This window comes from Kitasatospora sp. NPDC058032 (genome assembly GCF_042885845.1).
Classification (GTDB): domain Bacteria; phylum Actinomycetota; class Actinomycetes; order Streptomycetales; family Streptomycetaceae; genus Kitasatospora.
On record NZ_JBHVRK010000001.1, the window covers coordinates 114,290 to 132,655 of the forward strand.

The 18,366-nt window shown below is 75.1% G+C and carries 14 protein-coding genes and 1 riboswitch; of the genes, 5 read left to right on the top strand and 9 right to left on the bottom strand.

Annotation, left to right across the window (positions count from 1 at the left end; all coding sequences use genetic code 11):
• Nucleotides 1-143: 143 nt before the first annotated feature.
• Both ACFVUH_RS00500 and ACFVUH_RS00505 read right to left on the bottom strand, forming a co-directional pair.
• Entirely contained in the window at nucleotides 144-1,673 is a 1,530-nt protein-coding gene (locus ACFVUH_RS00500) for a UDP-N-acetylglucosamine 1-carboxyvinyltransferase (protein ID WP_355374783.1), read from the bottom strand.
• Between the two features lie 149 nt (nucleotides 1,674-1,822).
• Nucleotides 1,823-2,980: a cobalt-precorrin-5B (C(1))-methyltransferase gene (locus ACFVUH_RS00505; RefSeq protein ID WP_387910161.1), complete on the bottom strand. Its 1,158-nt coding sequence runs from the start codon at nucleotides 2,978-2,980 to the stop codon at nucleotides 1,823-1,825.
• A gap of 143 nt (nucleotides 2,981-3,123) precedes the next feature.
• Between ACFVUH_RS00505 and ACFVUH_RS00510 the strand changes: the two genes are divergently transcribed.
• On the top strand, nucleotides 3,124-3,540 hold the full coding sequence (locus tag ACFVUH_RS00510; protein WP_387910163.1) for a prevent-host-death protein: 417 nt from the start codon (nucleotides 3,124-3,126) through the stop codon (nucleotides 3,538-3,540).
• Nucleotides 3,537-3,962 carry a cytotoxic translational repressor of toxin-antitoxin stability system gene (locus ACFVUH_RS00515; RefSeq protein ID WP_387910165.1) on the top strand — a complete coding sequence of 142 codons (426 nt, stop codon included), beginning with the start codon at nucleotides 3,537-3,539 and terminating at the stop codon, nucleotides 3,960-3,962. Before ACFVUH_RS00510 ends, ACFVUH_RS00515 begins: the two co-directional genes overlap by 4 nt.
• Before the next feature lie 45 nt (nucleotides 3,963-4,007).
• Here the strand turns inward: ACFVUH_RS00515 and ACFVUH_RS00520 are convergent, their stop codons facing one another.
• From ACFVUH_RS00520 to ACFVUH_RS00530, 3 genes are read right to left on the bottom strand one after another with little or no spacing between them, the layout of a single operon-like run.
• Nucleotides 4,008-5,537, bottom strand: coding sequence for a precorrin-2 C(20)-methyltransferase (locus ACFVUH_RS00520; protein ID WP_387910167.1), 1,530 nt, complete (start codon nucleotides 5,535-5,537; stop codon nucleotides 4,008-4,010).
• Nucleotides 5,534-6,160 (bottom strand): precorrin-8X methylmutase, encoded by a 627-nt coding sequence (locus tag ACFVUH_RS00525; RefSeq protein ID WP_387910169.1) that lies wholly within the window; start codon nucleotides 6,158-6,160, stop codon nucleotides 5,534-5,536. The genes ACFVUH_RS00520 and ACFVUH_RS00525 overlap by 4 nt, the downstream gene beginning before the upstream one ends.
• The gene (locus ACFVUH_RS00530) at nucleotides 6,157-7,425 is read right to left on the bottom strand and encodes a cobalamin biosynthesis protein CobG (protein ID WP_387910171.1); all 1,269 of its coding nucleotides are present in this window, start codon (nucleotides 7,423-7,425) and stop codon (nucleotides 6,157-6,159) included. The genes ACFVUH_RS00525 and ACFVUH_RS00530 overlap by 4 nt, the downstream gene beginning before the upstream one ends.
• Before the next feature lie 164 nt (nucleotides 7,426-7,589).
• Nucleotides 7,590-7,675: riboswitch (cobalamin riboswitch) on the top strand.
• 161 nt (nucleotides 7,676-7,836) lie between these two features.
• Here ACFVUH_RS00530 and cobN point away from each other — a divergent pair.
• Together cobN and lnt are read left to right on the top strand one after the other, a co-directional pair.
• Nucleotides 7,837-11,451 (top strand): cobaltochelatase subunit CobN, encoded by a 3,615-nt coding sequence (gene cobN / locus ACFVUH_RS00535; RefSeq protein WP_387910173.1) that lies wholly within the window; start codon nucleotides 7,837-7,839, stop codon nucleotides 11,449-11,451.
• A 76-nt stretch (nucleotides 11,452-11,527) separates the two neighbouring features.
• Nucleotides 11,528-13,165, top strand: coding sequence for an apolipoprotein N-acyltransferase (gene lnt / locus ACFVUH_RS00540; protein WP_387910175.1), 1,638 nt, complete (start codon nucleotides 11,528-11,530; stop codon nucleotides 13,163-13,165).
• On the opposite strand, the gene ACFVUH_RS00545 is transcribed toward lnt, so the two are convergent.
• From ACFVUH_RS00545 to gdhA, 4 genes are all read right to left on the bottom strand, one after another.
• The gene (locus ACFVUH_RS00545; protein WP_387910177.1) at nucleotides 13,117-13,911 is read right to left on the bottom strand and encodes a VOC family protein; all 795 of its coding nucleotides are present in this window, start codon (nucleotides 13,909-13,911) and stop codon (nucleotides 13,117-13,119) included. The two genes, lnt and ACFVUH_RS00545, sit on opposite strands and share 49 nt — an antisense overlap.
• 36 nt (nucleotides 13,912-13,947) lie before the next feature.
• Nucleotides 13,948-14,856, bottom strand: a complete 909-nt coding sequence (locus tag ACFVUH_RS00550) for an NADP-dependent oxidoreductase (protein WP_387910179.1) — start codon at nucleotides 14,854-14,856, stop codon at nucleotides 13,948-13,950.
• A 68-nt stretch (nucleotides 14,857-14,924) separates the two neighbouring features.
• A complete protein-coding gene (locus tag ACFVUH_RS00555; RefSeq protein ID WP_387910181.1) occupies nucleotides 14,925-15,791 on the bottom strand; it encodes a GyrI-like domain-containing protein in 867 nt (288 codons plus the stop codon).
• Nucleotides 15,792-15,993: 202 nt separating this feature from the next.
• Nucleotides 15,994-17,373 (bottom strand): NADP-specific glutamate dehydrogenase, encoded by a 1,380-nt coding sequence (gene gdhA, locus ACFVUH_RS00560; RefSeq protein WP_355374751.1) that lies wholly within the window; start codon nucleotides 17,371-17,373, stop codon nucleotides 15,994-15,996.
• Between the two features lie 329 nt (nucleotides 17,374-17,702).
• Here gdhA and ribA point away from each other — a divergent pair, with 329 nt between their 5' ends.
• Entirely contained in the window at nucleotides 17,703-18,359 is a 657-nt protein-coding gene (gene ribA / locus ACFVUH_RS00565) for a GTP cyclohydrolase II (RefSeq protein ID WP_355374748.1), read from the top strand.
• Nucleotides 18,360-18,366 lie beyond the last annotated feature (7 nt).

The following is an 18,366-nucleotide window of genomic DNA, read 5'->3' on the forward strand; positions in this document are numbered from 1 at the left end:
GGGGGCCCGGTTGCCCGGCCGCCGGGGGCCACCCCCCCCCCCGCCGTGGGGGGGGGGTTGTTCGCCGGGCCGGTGCGCGGTTCCCCGGGGCCGGGCGGGGCCCCCCGGGGGCCGCCCCCGGCCCCGGGGGAACCGGATCCGGATCAGATGTCGCGGAAGGTCTCGATCTGGGCGCCGATGGAGTTGAGGCGCTCGGCGAGGTCCTCGTAGCCGCGGTTGATGACGTAGACGTTGCGCAGGACCGAGGTGCCCTTGGCGGCGAGCATCGCGAGGAGGATGACCACGGCGGGGCGCAGGGCCGGCGGGCAGACCATCTCGGCGGCGCGCCAGCGGGTCGGGCCCTGGACCAGGACGCGGTGCGGGTCGAGGAGCTTGATGTCCGCGCCGAGGCGGGTGAGTTCGGTGAGGTAGATGGCGCGGTTGTCGTAGACCCAGTCGTGGATCATCGTGGTGCCGTGGGCGGCCGCGGCGATGGCGGCGAAGAACGGCACGTTGTCGATGTTGATGCCGGGGAAGGGCATCGGGTGGATGGTGTCGACCGGCGCGGTGAGCTTGGAGGGGCGCACGGTGAGGTCGACCAGCCGGGTGCGGCCGTTGTGGGCGGCGTACTCCGGGGTGCGGTCGTAGTCCAGGCCCATGCCCTCCAGCACCGCGAGCTCGATCTCCAGGAACTCGATCGGCACCCGGCGGACGGTCAGCTCGGAGGAGGTGACCACGGCGGCGGCGAGCAGGCTCATCGCCTCGACCGGGTCCTCGGCCGGCGTGTAGTCGACGTCGCAGGTGATCTGCGGGACGCCGTGCACGGTGAGGGTGGTGGTGCCGATGCCCTCGATCCGCACGCCCAGCTTCTCCAGGAAGAAGCAGAGGTCCTGGACCATGTAGTTGGGCGAGGCGTTGCGGATGACGCTGACGCCGTCGTGGCGGGCGGCGGCGAGCAGGGCGTTCTCGGTGACGGTGTCCCCGCGCTCGGTCAGCACGATCGGGCGGTCCAGCGGGGCGCCGGGCTGGACGGAGGCGTGGTAGGCGCCGCCGGTGGTGGCGACCTCCAGGCCGAACCGGCGCAGCGCGGTGAGGTGCGGCTGGACGGTGCGGGTGCCGAGGTCGCAGCCGCCCGCGTAGGGGATGGCGAAGGTGTCGGCCCGGTGCATCAGCGGGCCGAGGAACATCAGCACGCTGCGGGTGCGGCGGGCGGCCTCGACGTCCATGCCGGCGAGGTCGAGCTCGGCGGGCGGGGTGAGTTCGAGGTCGCGGCCGTCGTTGATCCAGCGGCTCCTGACGCCGATGCTGGTGAGCACCTCGAGGATCCGGTAGACCTCCTCGATGCGGGCCACGCTGCGCAGGGTGGTGCGGCCGGTGGTCAGCAGCGAGGCGCAGAGGATGGCCACGCAGGCGTTCTTGCTGCTGCGGACGTCGATCGCGCCGGAGAGGGTGGTGCCGCCGGCGACCCGCAGGTGCATCGGGCCGGCGTAGCCGAGGGAGACGATCTCGCTGTCGAGCGCTTCGCCGATGCGAGCGATCATCTCAAGGCTGACGTTCTGCTTGCCCTGCTCGATGCGGTTGACCGCGCTCTGGCTGGTGCCGAGGGCCTCGCCGAGCTGAGCCTGGGACCAGCCGCGGTGCTGACGCGCGGTACGGATGAGGGTGCCGATACGGGTGAGGTAGTCGCCTGTCACTCGCCAGACCATATCTCATGGCTGAGATAGCGACAGAACCGACCCCTGGCGTGGCGTGACTTTTGTCCGTTTCTCACCCCGTATGAGCGTCAGATCTTCACATCACAGCGAAGTTCCTGGGACAGACCTGAGACACGAAGGCGGAGCGCTCACGCCCCGAGCGGCTCCGCCCGGCCGACGATCGTCCCGGCCCGGTCGATGCAGATGACGTCCACCACCACCGGCGAACCCACCAGCACCCCGAGCGCGGTGGCCCGCGCCGCCTCCGCCACCAGGTCGCCCAGCGGCACCCCGGCCGCCCGGCAGAGCCGGATCGCCTCCAGCCCGGTGTTGGCCGCCGCGACCGCCGCCGCCAGTTCCTCGTCCGCGCCGCCCGTGCGGGCGAGTGCGGCCAGGTAGCCCTTGTCCACCTGGGAGCGCGCCGAGTGCAGGTCGAGGTGGCCGGCGGCGAGCTTGGAGAGCTTGGCGAAGCCGCCGGCGATGGTCAGCCGCGGCACCGGGTGGCGCTTGAGATACTTGAGCACCGCGCCGGCGAAGTCGCCCATGTCGAGCAGCGCGTCCTCGGGCAGGCCGTGCACGGCGACGGCCGTCCGCTCCGAGGTCGAGCCGGTGCACCCGGCCACATGGGTGCGGCCCGCGGCGCGCGCCACGTCCACCCCGCGCCGGATCGAGTCGATCCAGGCGGAGCAGGAGTAGGGGACGACGATCCCGGTGGTGCCGAGGATGGAGAGCCCGCCAAGAATGCCCAGCCGGGGGTTCCAGGTGGAGCGGGCGATCTCCTCGCCGTGGTCGACGGAGATCTCCACCACCACGTCCCCGCCACCCCCGCACTCGGCCGCCACCTCGGCGACCGCCTCCCGGATCAGCTGCCGGGGCACCGGGTTGACGGCCGGCTCGCCGACCGGCAGCGGCAGCCCGGGCTTGGTGACGGTGCCCACGCCCGGCCCGGCCCGGAACACCACGCCCGTGCCCGGCTCCCCGGCCCACACCGTGGACCGCACCAGCGCGCCGTGCGTCACATCGGGGTCGTCCCCGGCGTCCTTCACCACCCCGGCCATCGCCCGCCGGCCGCCCGCGTCCTCGGTCAGCCCCTCCGCCGCCAGCGCGAACGCCGGCCGCTGCCCCTTCGGCAGGACGATCTCCACCGGGTCCGGGAACTCCCCGGTGAGCAGCGCCCGGTACGCCGCCTTGGTCGCCGCCGTGGCACACGCCCCGGTCGTCCAGCCGTGCCTCAGCCCACTGCTCCTCAGCTGCCCGGCCCGCCCACCGACCTCGCTCACGACGGTCTCCTCGCATCCCGATCGCATCCGCAAACGTGCTCCATCCTCCCCTGCCGCCCGACCTGTGGCGCGGCCGGGTTCGCGGCCCGCCCCGGCCCGGCGTACCTCAAGTACTTGACGTACGCCCCGTGCATGTGCACGCTGGACGGAGGACCACCGAGGAGGCAGCCATGTCCGCAGTCCACTTCGACAGCTACACCGAGGCCCGTACGCACCTCAAGGACCTGCTCGACGCCGCGGCCGAGGGCCGGGTGGCGACAGTGCGGCGGGAGTCCGGCCGAGCGGCAGTGGTGGACGTCGAACGGCTGCGCCACTACCTCGCGACGGTCTGCCCGTCGAAGGCCGAGGTCGTGGCGGAGGCCGACGGCTGGTCCGTGTTCATCCCCGGCCTGCCGGTGGCAGCCGACGGGGCGAGTTTCGACGAGGCCATAGCGGAGATGGTGCAGGCGCTGCGCGAGTACGCCGAAGACTGGCAGGACCGGCTGCGGACCGCCCCCAACCACCTGGACCACTGGGGGCTGGTGCAGTTGGTCTCGCTGAGCGACGACGATCAGCTCGCCGCCTGGCTGGTGGGGGTCGAGCGGTGACGCACCCGCAGCCCGACCGGGAACGCCACGACCGGTTCTGCCGGACCGAAGGCTGGGACCGGGTCCGCGACGCGCGCGGACGGACCGGCACCCATCACGTCACGTACGAGCTGTCGCTCCGCGACGGCCGGATCCTGCGAACCCGGATCTCCCACCCGGTGGACCGGACGGCCTACGGCCCGTCCATGTGGAGCCACATCCTCCGCGACCAACTCGATGTCACGGAGGACGAGTTCTGGGACTGTGTGCAGCTCGGCCGGATTCCCGGCCGGAGTGCGCCCGAGCCGCCCAAGGAGTCCCTGCCGGCCGACCTCGTCTACCTGCTGCTCCATCGGGTCGGGCTCACCGAGGCGACCGTGGCCGGGCTCTCCCGGGAGGAGGCCCTGGCCAGGTTGCAGCAGTACTGGACCGACGGCAGCTGAGTACGGCCGGCCCGGGCCCGCGTGGAGGCCCGGGCCCGCGCCGGGTCAGGCCTCCGGGTAGCGGCGGGGGGTCCAGGTGACGTCCGGGTGCGGGGGGCGGGGGACGTGCCGGGTCTGGGAGGAGCCGATCAGGAGGATGGTGCGCATGTCGACCTCGGCGGGGTCGAGGTCGGCGAGGCGGACGGTGCGCACCCGCTCGGTGGGGCCGCCGACGTCGCGGGCCAGCACCACCGGGGTCCCGGGCGCCCGGTACTCCAGGAGGAGGTCGCGGGCGAGGCCGACCTGGGTGGTGCGGGACTTCGAGCCGGGGTTGTAGAGGGCGAGCACGAGGTCCGCCGCGGCCGCGGCGCGCAGCCGGGCGGCGACGACGTCCCAGGGCTTGAGGCGGTCGGAGAGCGAGACCACCGCGTAGTCGTGGCCGAGCGGGGCACCGGCCCGGGAGGCGGCCGCGTGGGCGGCGGTCATGCCGGGCACGATCCGCACCGGGACGTCCCGGTAGGCCTCCTCGCAGGCGACCTCCAGGACGGCGGTGGCCATCGCGAAGACGCCCGGGTCGCCGGAGGAGACCACCACCACCCGGTGGCCGCGGCGGGCCAGGTCGAGGGCGAACTCGGCGCGCTCGGACTCCACCTTGTTGTCGGAGCCGTGCCGGGCCTGGCCGGGGCGCACCGGCACCCGGTCCAGGTAGGTGGTGTAGCCGACCAGGTCGGTGGCGGCGGACAGCGCGCCGCGGGCCTCGGGGGTGAGCCAGAGCGGGCCGGCCGGGCCGGTGCCGACGACGGTGACGCTGCCGGGTCCGCTCAGGTCGGGCGCCGGGGGCTCCAGCGGGGCGACCCTGCTGGGCAGCACGGCCACCGAGAAGTAGGGCACGCCCTCGGGGTCGACCGAGGCCAGCGGCGCCGTCCGCTCACCGGCCATGAACGCCCGCTCGACGTACTGGGCGTCGGCCAGCCGGCCGGCCCGCTCCAGGGCGCGGCGCACGGTGGGGAAGGTGCGGCCGAGCTTCATCACGACGGCGGAGTCGGCGGCGGCCAGCCGCGCGGTCAGCTCCTCCTCCGGCAGGGTGCCGGGGATGACGGTGAGCGTCTCCTCGGCCTCGGTGAGCGGCTGGCCGAGCCGGGCGGCGGCGGCGCTGACCGAGGTCACGCCGGGCACCACCTCGGTCGGGTAGCGGTGCGCCAGGCGCTTGTGCATGTGCTGGTAGGAACCGTAGAAGAACGGGTCCCCCTCGGCGAGCACCACGACGTCGCGGCCGGCGTCCAGGTGGGCTGCCAGCCGGGCGGCGGCCTCCTCGTAGAAGTCGTCCAGCGCGCCCCGGTAGCCGCCGGGGTGGTCGGTGGTCTCGACGGTGATCGGGTAGACCAGCGGCTCCTCGATCTGACTGCCCGTCAGATAGCGTTCGGCGATGGACCGGGCGATGGACCGGCCGTGCCGGGCACTGTGGTACGCCACCACGTCGGCCCGGCCGATGAGTTCGGCGGCGCGGACGGTCACCAGCGAGGGGTCGCCGGGACCGAGGCCCACGCCGTAGAGCCGGCCGGTGGTGCTCCGGTCCTCCATCTGACGATCCGTCATTCTTCCTCGCTCGCAATCGCGTTGATCGCGGCGGCGGCCATCGCGCTGCCGCCGCGCCGGCCGCGGACCACCAGGTGCTCCAGGCCGGCCGGGTGGGCGGCCAGGGCCTCCTTGGACTCGGCCGCGCCGATGAAGCCGACCGGTACGCCGATCACCGCGGCCGGGCGCGGGGCGCCGGCCTCGATCAGCTCCAGCAGGCGGAAGAGCGAGGTCGGCGCGTTGCCGACGGCGACCACGGCGCCCTCCAGCCGGGGCAGCCACAGCTCCATCGCGGCGGCGCTGCGGGTGTTGCCCATCGCCCGGGCCAGCTCGGGCACGGACGGGTCGGCGAGCGTGCAGATCACCTCGTTGCCGGCCGGCAGCCGCTTGCGCGTGACGCCGCTGGCGACCATGTTGACGTCGCACAGGATCGGCGCACCGGCGCGCAGGGCGGCGCGCGCGGAGGCGACCACGCCCGGCGAGTACACCAGGTCCTCGACCAGGTCGACCATGCCGCAGGCGTGGATCATCCGCACCGCGACCTGGGAGACGTCCGCCGGCAGCGCGGCGAGGTCGGCCTCGGCCCGGATGGTGGCAAAGGACTGGCGGTAGATGGACGCGCCGTCCTTCTCGTACTCGATCACGTGGTGGTCCTCCGGGCCGCGGCGACCGCCGCGGCCATCTCCTCGTTCGTCACTTCCACGGCGGTGTCCCGCCCCTGCGGCGCACCTTCCACCGCCACCCGGTACCCGCGCCCGGTCGCCAGCACGTCCACCCGGCGGCCTGCGGGGTGGCCGCAGCGGCGCTCGCAGCCCGACCAGTGCACCGGCAGGCCGCCGGGGCCCGCCGGGGCGCCGTCCAGCGCCCGGGCCGCGTCGGCCCGGACGTCGGCCTGCGACTTCGCGCAGCCCGGCAGCCCGGTGCAGGCGCTCGCGCCGTCCCAGGCCGTCCCGGCCTCGGTCCGGAAACCGGCCGCGGCCAGCCCGGCCAGCCGTCCGGCGCCGGCGCCGGGCAGCACCGCGCCGCGCCAGGGGGTGAGCCGCAGCCCGCCCTCGGCGGCGTCGACCAGGGTCCGCCACTGCCCGGCCGTGGCCAGGCCGAAACGCAGGCCGACGTGCAGGCCCGCGTGCGAACCGTGCGGACCGGCGTTCGGGCCTGTGGACGCGCCGCCGCCGGACACGGCGCCCAGTGGTGGGCGGGTCCCGGGCAGCACGGGCATCGGCAGCGGGCCGGGCGCCAGCAGTTCGGGCACCTCGCGCAGGTGCCAGGCCCGCACCCCGGCGGCGCGCTGCGCCTCCAGGAAGGCGCGGGCGGCCTCGAGGGCCGCGGCGGGCGCGGACCCGGCGGGCACCGGCCGCACGGTGGCGGCCCGGCCCAGGCGCAGCAGGGCGGTGCCGTCCGGGCCTGCGATCAATGTCACATCGGCGTCCAGCGCGGCGACGTCGCCGCCGCCGCCGTCCAGGGCGAACAGGAACTTGCCGGACAGGCCGGTCGCCCAGGGGCTGGCGCACAGCGCCAGGTCGAGGTCGCGGGCCCAGGCGTGCACATCGGCGAGGCCGGGGGCGGGGCCGGGCGAGGCGACGATGTTGCGGACGCGTTCGTGGGTGTCGGAGGGCAGCAGGCCGGCGGCGCGCAGCCGTCCGCCGAGTTCGCCGCCGCAGTCCGAAGCCAGGCCGCGCAGCTGGACGTTGCCGCGCGAGGTGATCTCCAGCCGGCCGTCCCCCAGTTCCTGCGCCGCGTCGGCCAGCGCGAGCGCCTGACGGACCGTCAGCATGCCGCCGGGCAGCCGCACCCGGGCCAGGGCGCCGTCGTCGGCCGGGTGCAGACGAAGGGCCCCGGGGCAGGCGTCCGTCAGCGCCCGGTCGGGCACGGCGGCGCCCGGCGCGGCGGCGTCGGGTTCGGGAGGCATGGCGGCGAGCATACAGATGCTCCGTCGGGTTGACGCCGTACCGTCGATCACACGTCCGGCCCCGCCCGGCGCCCCGTGACCTGCACTCCCCCAGGCCCGCCGCACCCCGTACGATGCTCGCGGACGGTCCCGCGGACCGTCCGCACGCCAGCGACGGCGCAGGGGAGGAAACCGGTGCGAACCCGGTGCGGTCCCGCCACTGTGACCGCGGTTCACCGGGAGTCCGGGGAGTCGCGGGAGCCAGGAACTCCTGCCGTCCTCCACCGGCCCGGGGCGCGGACCCCGAGGAAGGCTTGATGCCATGCGCCGCCGCATGCCCGCGATCCCGCGGTCGCCCATGCCCATGCCTGCCCTCGCACCCGCCCCCGTGCCGGCCCCCATGTCCGCCGGAGAGGCCGGGAGGGCCCTCGCATGATCCTGCTGCTGTCGACGTCCGACACCGACCTGCTGAGCGCCCGGGCCTCCGACGGACCGGTCCGCTACCGGCTCGGCAACCCGGCGCGGCTGACGCCCGAGGACCTGCCCGCCCTGCTGGAGGGCACCGACCTGGTCGTGGTCCGGCTGCTCGGCGGCCGGCGCGCCTGGCAGGAGGGCCTGGACACGCTGCTCGCCGGCCCCCGCCCGGTGGTCGTGCTGACCGGCGAACAGGCCCCCGACGCCCAGCTGATGGAGCTGTCCACCGTCCCGGCCGGCATCGCCGCCGAGGCGCACGCCTACCTGGCGCACGGCGGCGCGGCCAACCTCGCCGAGCTGGCCGCCTTCCTCTCCGACACCGTGCTGCTCACCGGCCACGGCTTCGCCCCGCCCGCCTCCGCCCCGGCCTGGGGCCCGCTGGAGCGCGAGGCCCGCACCGCCGGGGGCCCGACCGTCGCGGTGCTCTACTACCGCGCCCACCACATGAGCGGCAACACCGCCTTCGTGGAGACCCTCTGCCGGGCGATCGAGGACCGCGGCGCGCAGGCCCGGGCGTACTACTGCGCCTCGCTGCGCGGCGCCGAGCCGGAGCTGCTGGCCGCCCTCGGCGAGGCCGACGCCCTGGTCACCACCGTGCTCGCGGCCGGCGGCACCCGCCCCGCCGACGCGCAGGCCGGCGGCGACGAGGAGGCCTGGGACGCCGGCGCGCTGGCCGCGCTGGACCGGCCGATCCTCCAGGCGCTCTGCCTGACCTGGTCGCGCGCCCAGTGGGAGGCCAGCGACGACGGCCTGTCCCCGCTGGACACCGCCACCCAGATCGCGGTGCCGGAGTTCGACGGCCGGCTGATCACCGTCCCGTTCTCCTTCAAGGAGCTGGACGAGGACGGCCTGACCGTCTACGCCGCCGACGAGGAGCGCGCCGCCCGGGTCGCCGGGACCGCGGTCGCGCACGCCCGGCTGCGGCACGTCCCGGCCGCCGAGCGCCGCCTCGCGCTGGTGCTGTCCGCGTACCCGACCAAGCACGCCCGGGTCGGCAACGCCGTCGGCCTGGACACCCCGGCCAGCGCGATCCGGCTGCTGACCGCGCTGCGCGCGCAGGGCATGGACCTCGGCGACGACCTGCCGGGCCTGGACACCGACACCGACGACGGCCACGAGGGCGACGCCCTCATCCACGCGCTGATCGCGGCCGGCGGCTACGACCAGGACTGGCTCACCGAGGACCAGCTCGCCCGCAACCCGGTGCGCATCCCGGCCGCCGACTACCGCCGCTGGTACGCCGGTCTGCCCGAGGGCCTGCGCACCCGGGTCGAGGAGCACTGGGGCCCGGCCCCCGGCGAGCTGTACGTCGACCGCTCGCAGAACCCGGACGGCGACATCGTGCTCGCCGCGATCCGCTCCGGGAACCTGCTGGTGCTCATCCAGCCGCCGCGCGGCTTCGGCGAGAACCCGGTCGCGATCTACCACGACCCGGACCTCCCGCCGTCCCACCACTACCTGGCCGCCTACCGCTGGATCGCCGCCGCGCAGTCCGACGGCGGCTTCGGCGCCGACGCCGTGGTCCACCTCGGCAAGCACGGCAACCTGGAGTGGCTGCCCGGCAAGACGGCCGCGCTGTCCGCCGAGTGCGGCCCGGACGCGGTGCTCGGCGACCTGCCGCTGGTCTACCCGTTCCTGGTCAACGACCCGGGCGAGGGCACCCAGGCCAAGCGCCGCGCCCACGCCACCCTGGTCGACCACCTGGTGCCGCCGATGGCCCGCGCCGACTCCTACGGCGACATCGCGCGCCTGGAGCAGCTGCTCGACGAGCACTCCAACATCGCCGCGATGGACCCGGCGAAGCTGCCGGCGATCCGCGCCCAGATCTGGACGCTGATCCAGGCCGCCAGGCTCGACCACGACCTCGGCCTGGAGGAGCGCCCCGAGGACGACGGCTTCGACGACTTCCTGCTGCACGTCGACGGCTGGCTCTGCGAGATCAAGGACGCCCAGATCCGCGACGGCCTGCACGTCCTCGGCCAGGCCCCGGTGGGCACCGACCGGGTCAACATCGTGCTCGCCATCCTGCGCGCCCGGCAGATCTGGGGCGGCGTCAGCGCGCTGCCCGGCCTGCGCGAGGCGCTCGGGCTGGACGAGGCCGCGCCCACCCTCGGCGCCACCGACGCGGCCGAGGCGAAGGCCCGCGAGCTGGTCGAGGCGATGGAGGCCACCGACTGGGCGCCGGAGGCGGTCGAGAAGGTCGCCGCCGGACTCCCGGAGGCCGTCCGCGAGGTGCTGGACTTCGCCGCCGGCCAGGTCGTGCCGCGACTGGCCGCGACCACCGGCGAGCTGGACGCCGTGCTGCACGCGCTGCGCGGCGGCTTCGTCCCGGCCGGCCCGTCCGGCTCGCCGCTGCGCGGGCTGGTCAACGTGCTGCCGACCGGCCGCAACTTCTACTCCGTCGACCCCAAGGCGGTGCCCAGCAAGCTCGCCTGGGAGACCGGGCAGGCGCTCGCCGCCTCGCTGGTCGAGCGCTACCGGGCCGACAACGACGGCGCCTACCCGCCGTCGGTCGGCCTGTCGCTGTGGGGCACCAGCGCGATGCGCACCGCCGGCGACGACATCGCCGAGGCGTTCGCGCTGCTCGGCGTCCGACCGGTCTGGGACGACGCCTCGCGCCGGGTCACCGGCCTGGAGGCGATCGGGCTCGACGAGCTGGGCCGCCCGCGGATCGACGTCACGCTGCGCATCTCCGGCTTCTTCCGGGACGCCTTCCCGCACGTGGTGGCGCTGCTGGACGACGCCGTCCGGCTGGCGGCCGCCCAGGAGGAGCCCGAGGCGGACAACTACGTGCGCGCCCACGTCCAGGCCGACCTCGCCGTGCACGGCGACGAGCGCAAGGCCACCGTGCGCGTCTTCGGCTCCCGCCCCGGCACCTACGGCGCGGGCCTGCTGCAGCTGATCGACAGCCGCGACTGGCGCACCGACGCCGACCTCGCCGAGGTGTACACGGTCTGGGGCGGCTACGCGTACGGACGCGGGCTGGACGGGCGCCCGGCCCGCGAGGAGATGGAGACCGCGTACAAGCGGATCACCGTCGCCGCGAAGAACACCGACACCCGCGAGCACGACATCGCCGACTCGGACGACTACTTCCAGTACCACGGCGGCATGGTGGCCACCGTGCGCGCGCTCACCGGCAAGGCGCCGACCGCGTACATCGGCGACTCCACCCGTCCGGAGACGGTCCGCACCCGCACCCTGACCGAGGAGGCGGCCCGGGTCTTCCGCGCCCGGGTGGTCAACCCGCGCTGGATCGAGGCGATGCGGCGGCACGGCTACAAGGGCGCGTTCGAGATGGCCGCGACCGTCGACTACCTCTTCGGGTACGACGCCACCACCGGCGTGGTCGCGGACTGGATGTACGAGAAGCTCACCCAGGAGTACGTGCTGGACCCGGTGAACCGGGAGTTCCTGGCGGGCGCCAACCCGTGGGCGCTGCACGGGATCAGCGAGCGGCTGCTGGAGGCGGCGAGCCGGGGGCTGTGGGAGCGGCCGGACCCGGAGCTGATCGAGCAGCTGCAGGCCGCGTTCCTGGAGACCGAGGGCGACCTGGAGGGCGACGGCGAGTAGCCCGTGCCGAAGGCGTAGGCCGTTCGAGTGATCACGGGGCTGGTGACGGGGCCGCGCCAAGCGGACAATACGGATCATGCCGCGCCCTCCCCTGCTCACCGGCCCCGACGGCCCCTCCGGTCCCGTCACCCCGACGGCGGCCGGCGCCCGGCGCGCCGCCCGCCCCGGCCGGGCCGCCGCCGCCCGTTACCGGCCCCGGCTGGCGGCGCTCGCCGCCGGGGCGGTGCCGGTGCTCGCCTTCCCCGCGCCCGGGGTGGCGGCGCTCGCCTGGGTCGCGCTGGTCCCCGGCCTGCTGCTGATGCAGCGGGCCCCGGGGCCGCGCGAGGCGGCGGTGCGGGGCTGGTGGTTCGGCGCCGGGTTCATCCTGACCGGGATGTCCTGGCTGCTGTCCTCGGTCGGGCCGGCCCTGCCGCTGATCGCCGTGGTGTTCGGGTCGCTGCAGGCCGGGGTGGGCCTCGCGGTCTGGCGGCTGCTGCGCCCGCCGCTGACGGTGCGCCGGGCGCTGCTCGCGCCGCCGGTGGTCGCGGCGGTCTGGCTGACCACCGAGTACGCGCGCTCCCTGCCGGCGCTGGGCGGGCCGTGGGCGCTGCTCGGCGCCACCCAGTGGCAGCACCCGGCCGTCCTGGCGCTGGCCTCGGCCGGCGGGATCTGGCTGGTCAGCGCCGCCGTGGTGGCGGTCAACACCGCCGTGCTGGTGGTGCTCACGGCCGTCGACCCGCGCCCGCGGGCCGCCGCGGCGCTGTTCGCCGTCGGGACGCTGGTGGCCGGGCCGCTGCTGTTCGCGCTGCGGCCGGCGCCACCGGCCGCCCCGGAGGGGGCGGAGGAGGTGCGGATCGCGCTGGTCCAGCCCGGGATCGTCGAGGATCCGCAGGCCCGTTTCGAGGCCGGTGCCCGCGCCACCGCCGCGCTGGTCGGGCAGCACCCGGTGGACCTGGTGGTGTGGGGCGAGTCCAGCACCACCGCCGACCTCGACCGCGATCCGGCGGCGCTCGGGCGGCTGCGCGCGCTCTCCGCCGCGACCGGGGCCGAGCTGCTGGCGGGCGAGGACGCGCGCAAGCCGGACGGGCGGATCTCCAAGGACGCGGTGCTGGTGTCGCCGCAGGGCGTGGTCGACCGGTACCGCAAGATCCGGCTGGTGCCGTTCGGCGAGTACATCCCGCTGCGGCCGGTGCTCGGCTGGGTCGCCGGGGTCAGCCGGGCGGCGGGCGAGAACCGGGCGCCCGGCAGCGACCAGCACCTGCTGCCGGCGGTGGACCGGGAGGGGCGGGCGCTGCCGGTCGGGGCGCTGGTCTGCTTCGAGTCGGCGTTCCCCGACATGGCGCGGACGGCGGCGCGCGAGGGCGCCCGGGTGCTGGTCTACCAGTCGTCGACCTCGACCTTCCAGCGGAGCTGGGCGCCCGAGCAGCACGTCTCGCTGGCCGCGATCCGGGCCGCCGAGACCGGCCGGCCGGCCGTGCAGGCCTCGCTCACCGGGGTGTCGGCGGCCTTCGACGCGCAGGGGCGGGAGCTGGCGCGGCTGGGCACGGACGACACCGGCGCCCTGGTCGTGCGGGTGCCGCTGACCGCGCCGGCCACGTCCACCTGGTACCTGCGGGTGGGGGACGCGGTGCCGCTGGCGGCCGTCCTGGTGACGGCCGGCGCGGCGGCGGTCGCGCTGCGCCGGCGTCAGCCCCCGGTCGCGCCCCCGGCCGCGCCCCTGGTCTCCGAGCGGTAGTAGAGGCCGAACGCCGCGCCCAGCGGGTCGCGCAGCACGGCGATCCGCAGGCCGCCGCCCGGTACGTCGACCGGCGCCATCAGCACGCGCGCGCCCAGGCCGCCGGCCCGGGCGGCCGAGACGTCCACGTCGGCGACCGAGAAGTACGGCAGCCAGTGCGGCGGCACCTGCGACGGGAAGTCCTCGCCCATGGTCAGCATGCCGCCGAAGTCCCCGTCGGCCAGGCCCCACTGGGTGTACTGCGCGGACGGGCCGGCCTTCCAGCCGAACACCGCCGGATAGAAGGCGCGGGCGGCGTCCGGATCCCGGGTGAGCAGTTCCACCCAGCCGAGCGCGCCGGGCGCGTTGAGCACCTCGGCGCCGCGCAGCCGGCCCGCCTGCCAGAGCCCGAACACCGCGCCGGACGGGTCGGCCACGATCGCGAACCGGCCGTAGTCCAGCGCGTCCATCGGCTCGACGACCACGCTGCCGCCCGCCGCGACCACGCTGCGGGCGGTGGCGTCGGCCTCCTCGACCAGGAAGGAGACGCTCCAGGCGGTCGGCTGGCCCTCGCCGTACAGCGGGGCCACGGACGCGGCCACCGCGCCGTCCAGCCGCATGAACGTGTAGCCACCGGCCTCGGGGCGCTCGTCGGGCTCCGGCCGCCAGCCGAACAGCTCGCCGTAGAACCGCCGGGCGGCCACCGGATCGGCACTGCCGTGCTCGACCCAGCACGGGCCGCCGGTCGTCACCGTCTGCTGCTTCATCGTGACCTTCCTCTGCCCCTGTCCCGCGGCCCTGTCTCAGCCGATGTCCAGGACGACCTTGCCGCGCGCGTGCCCCGACTCGACGAGCGCCACCGCCTCGGCGGCGCGGGACAGCGGGTAGCGGCCGGCGATGTGCGGGTCCAGTTCGCCCGCCGCCACGAGTTCGGCCAGCGCGGCCAGCGTCTGCGGGCTGGTGGACCGGGTGATGTAGCGGCCGCCGAGCTCCTGCGCGGTGGTCGGGTCGGAGGTGGACACCAGCCGGGAGCGGTCGTCCAGGGTGACGGCGGCCGCCCGGGCGTCGTCCCCGCCGACCAGGTCGAGGATGCCGTCCACGCCGTCCGGCGCGGCTGCCCGGATCCGGTCGGCGACGCCGTCGCCGTAGCGAAGCTGCACCGCGCCCAGTGAGGTGACGTACTCCCGGTTGGCGTCGCCCGCGGTGCCGATGACGCGCACGCCGCGGCTGCGGGCGATCTGGGCGGCCATGCTGCCGACGCCGCCGGCGATGCCGAGGATCAGCAGGGTCCGCCCGGCGCCCACGCCGACGTCGCGGACCGCGTCGTCGGCGGTCGCCGCCGCCACCGGCAGGGTCGCGGCCTGGTCGAAGCCGACCTTGGCCGGCTTCACCGCGCTGGACGCGGCGGCCAGCAGCGTCTGTTCGGCGAACGCGCCGGCCGCCGCGATCCCGAACACCTCGTCGCCCGGGGTGAACCCGGTGACGCCGGGGCCGACGCGCTCGACCACGCCGGCCGCCTCGGTGCCCATCACGGCGGGCAGTTCGCGCACCTGGCCGAGCCAGCCCCGGCGGACCTTCCAGTCGACCGGGTTCACCCCGGCCGCCCGGACGGTGATCGCCAGCTGGCCCAGCCCGGGCTCCAGCACCGGCCGGTCCAGGAACTCCTGCTTCTCCGGCCCGCCGTAGTCGACGAACCCGAACGCCTTGGCCATCCCCGCTCCCACTCTCCGCTCGACGGCCCCCGCCCCAGCATGCGGGCGGGGGCCGCCCGGAGGCGGTTCTACTGGGCCACCCGGACGACGGGGATCCAGAGCTCGGCCTCGGCCCGGTCGCCGTCCGGCCGCACCCGCAGGATCTCCGGGCCGTGCCGGAACTCGTAGGGGTTGGACGGGAACCACTGGGTGAAGACGTCCCGCCACAGCTCCTGCAGCGCGCGCGGGTACGGCCCGCTGTTCGCGAACACCGCCCAGGTGCCGGCCGGGAGCTCGCGCACGTCGAGGTCCGCCGGCGCCTCGCTCTCCGCCCCGGTCACCACCGCGTGGTAGTAGTCCAGCGGTACGCCCTCCTCCCGGCTGTCCGAGAAGAACTCGGTGACCGCGACGATGCCCTCCGGCTCCTGTTCCGACAGGGCCGTGATCCGGTCGATCTCCGCCCGCCCGAGGCCCTGGACGAACGCGGCGATCGCCGGGTTCACCCCCTCGTGGACCAGGGGGACCCGGGCCCGCCGGCCCACGATCCGCAGGGCCGGCCGCTCGATGACCCGGTACTCCATGCTGCTACTCCCTTCGACGATGAGGCGGAAGGACATCCGGGGCTGGGAGACCAGCACCGCGCCGGAGCGCCGGGCCTCGCCGGGGCCGACCCCGTGCATCGCCCGGAACGCCCGGGCGAACGCCTCGCCCGAGCCGTAGCCGTGGCGGACCGCGACGTCGAGCAGCGTGCGCTCGCCGGCCAGCACCTCGGCGCCGGCCAGGGTGAGCCGGCGCCGGCGCAGGTACTCGGAGAGCGGCATCCCGGCGAGCGCCGAGAACAGCCGCCGGAAGTGGTACTCCGACGTCACCGCGATCCGGGCGAGTTCGGCCGTGTCGACCTCCTGGTCGAGATGCGCCTCGATGTACTCCATGGCCTCGTTGAGCCGGTCCAGCACCGTTCCCCGCCCCCGTCCTTCCCTCTGACGCTCCTCACCGTAGGCGGCGGCCACCCGCCCGGACCCGACATCCGGTGCCCGCCGCGGTCGGGTGGCCCGGCCCGTCCACCGGGAAGCGCGCCGCCTCCCCGGCCGGCGCCGCGGGGGCCGGTCGGGGAGGCGGGGTGGTCGTGCGGTGGTGCGGCGGCCTCGCGGCCGGGGGTCAGATCAGGCCCTGCGCCAGCATGGCGTCCGCCACCAGCTCGAAGCCGGCGATGTTGGCGCCCAGCACGTAGTCACCGGGGCGGCCGTACTTCTCCGCCGTGGTGTAACAGGCGGTGTGGATGTTCCGCATGATCTCGGCCAGCCGCTCCTCGGTCCGCTCGAAGGACCACTCGTCGCGCGAGGCGTTCTGCTGCATCTCCAGCGCGCTGGTGGCGACGCCGCCCGCGTTGGCCGCCTTGCCCGGCCCGAAGGCCACGCCGGCCTCCAGGAACACCCGGACCGCCTCCGGCGTGGTCGGCATGTTGGCGCCCTCGGCGACGGCGCGCACGCCGCCGCGGACCAGCGCCAGCGCGTCCGCCTCGTCCAGCTCGTTCTGGGTCGCGCAGGGCAGCGCCACGTCCACCGGGACGCTCCAGACGCCGGTGCCCTCCTGGTAGCGGACGTGGCCGCCGCGCAGCCGGGCGTACTCGGTGAGCCGGCCGCGCCGGACCTCCTTGATCTCCTTCAGCAGGTCGAGGTCGATGCCCTTCTCGTCCACCACGAAGCCGGTGGAGTCGGAGGCCGTCACCACGGTCGCGCCGAGCTGCTGGGCCTTCTCGATCGCGTACAGGGCGACGTTGCCGGAGCCGGAGACGGAGACCCGCAGGCCGTCCAGCTCCTCGCCGCGGGCGCGCAGCATCTCCTGGGTGAAGATCACGCAGCCGTAGCCGGTGGCCTCGGTGCGGGCCTGCGAGCCGCCCCAGCCGATGCCCTTGCCGGTCAGCACGCCCGACTCGTAGCGGTTGGTGATCCGCTTGTACTGGCCGAACAGGTAGCCGATCTCCCGGCCGCCGACGCCGATGTCCCCGGCCGGGACGTCGGTGTGCTCGCCCAGGTGGCGGTACAGCTCGGTCATGAAGGACTGACAGAAGCGCATGACCTCGGCGTCCGAGCGGCCCTTGGGGTCGAAGTCGGAGCCGCCCTTGCCGCCGCCGATGGCGAGGCCGGTCAGGGCGTTCTTGAAGATCTGCTCGAAGCCCAGGAACTTCACGATCCCGAGGTTCACCGAGGGGTGGAAGCGCAGGCCGCCCTTGTAGGGGCCGAGCGCGCTGTTGAACTCCACCCGGAAGCCGCGGTTGACGTGGATCCGGCCCTGGTCGTCGGTCCACGGCACGCGGAAGATCACCTGGCGCTCGGGCTCGACGATCCGCTCGACGATCCGGGCGTCCGCCAGCTCGGGGCGGCGCTCCAGGACGGGGCCGAGGGTCTCCACGACCTCGTGCACGGCCTGGTGGAACTCGGGCTCACCGGGGTTGCGGCGGAGCACCTCGGCGTACAGCGACTCAATGGCGGGGTTCCCGGCGTCGTGGGACGCAACGGGCACGGGGGTAGCCGACATCTCTGAGGACCTTCCATGGTCTGAATCGACAGACAGGGCGCCTCCCCCGTAGTCCCGGGGGAAAAGGCACCGGCGGTCCCCTCGCCATTGAGGGCGTCACGGCGCAAAAAACACCAGCGCGGCAACTCCTGGACCGCTCGCGCGGGCACAGTCTCTCATTGCAACCCCCTGTTTGTCCGCCCCTGCCCCTGCGGACCTCCGCCCGCAACCCGTTCGTGAGCTGCGCCGACCCCGCGTGGACCCCCTTCCGGATGTTGTTCAAATTGGAACTACCTAGTACCGTCGACAGTCGAGCCCCACCCGAACCGTCCGTCACGAAAGGCCCGGCCATGCCGCAGCTGCAGCAGAACGACTCCTCCCAGGCCGCCGGCGCCGTACGGGTGCGGGCCCGGGTGCGGATACCGCTCGCCTTCCCGGACGGGTACCGCACGGAGGCGGAGGTCTTCACCTTCCACGGGCTGGCCGACGGGGCCGAGCACCTGGCGCTGGCGCTCGGCACGGTGCCCGAGGGCGCGACGCCGCTGGTGCGGCTGCACTCGGAGTGCCTGACCGGCGACGTCTTCGGCTCCGCCCGGTGCGACTGCGGCCCGCAGCTGCGCGAGGCCGTCGAGCGGATCGCCACCGCCGGCGGGTACCTGCTGTACCTGCGTCAGGAGGGGCGCGGCATCGGCCTGTACAACAAGCTGGACGCCTACGCCCTGCAGGACTCCGGCCTCGACACCTACGACGCCAACACCGCGCTCGGCCTGCCGGAGGACGGGCGCGACTACACCGCCGCCGCCCAGATGCTCGGCGCGCTCGGCGTCGGCGGGGTCGAGCTGCTGAGCAACAACCCCGACAAGGCCGCCCAGCTGGCCGCCCTCGGCGTCACCGTCGAACTCCGGGTGCCGACCGGCGTGCACGTGTCGGAGAGCAACGTCCACTACCTGCGCGCCAAGGCGGAGCGGACCGGGCACTCGATCGAGCTGTCCCGGCTGGTGGGCTGAGCGGCCC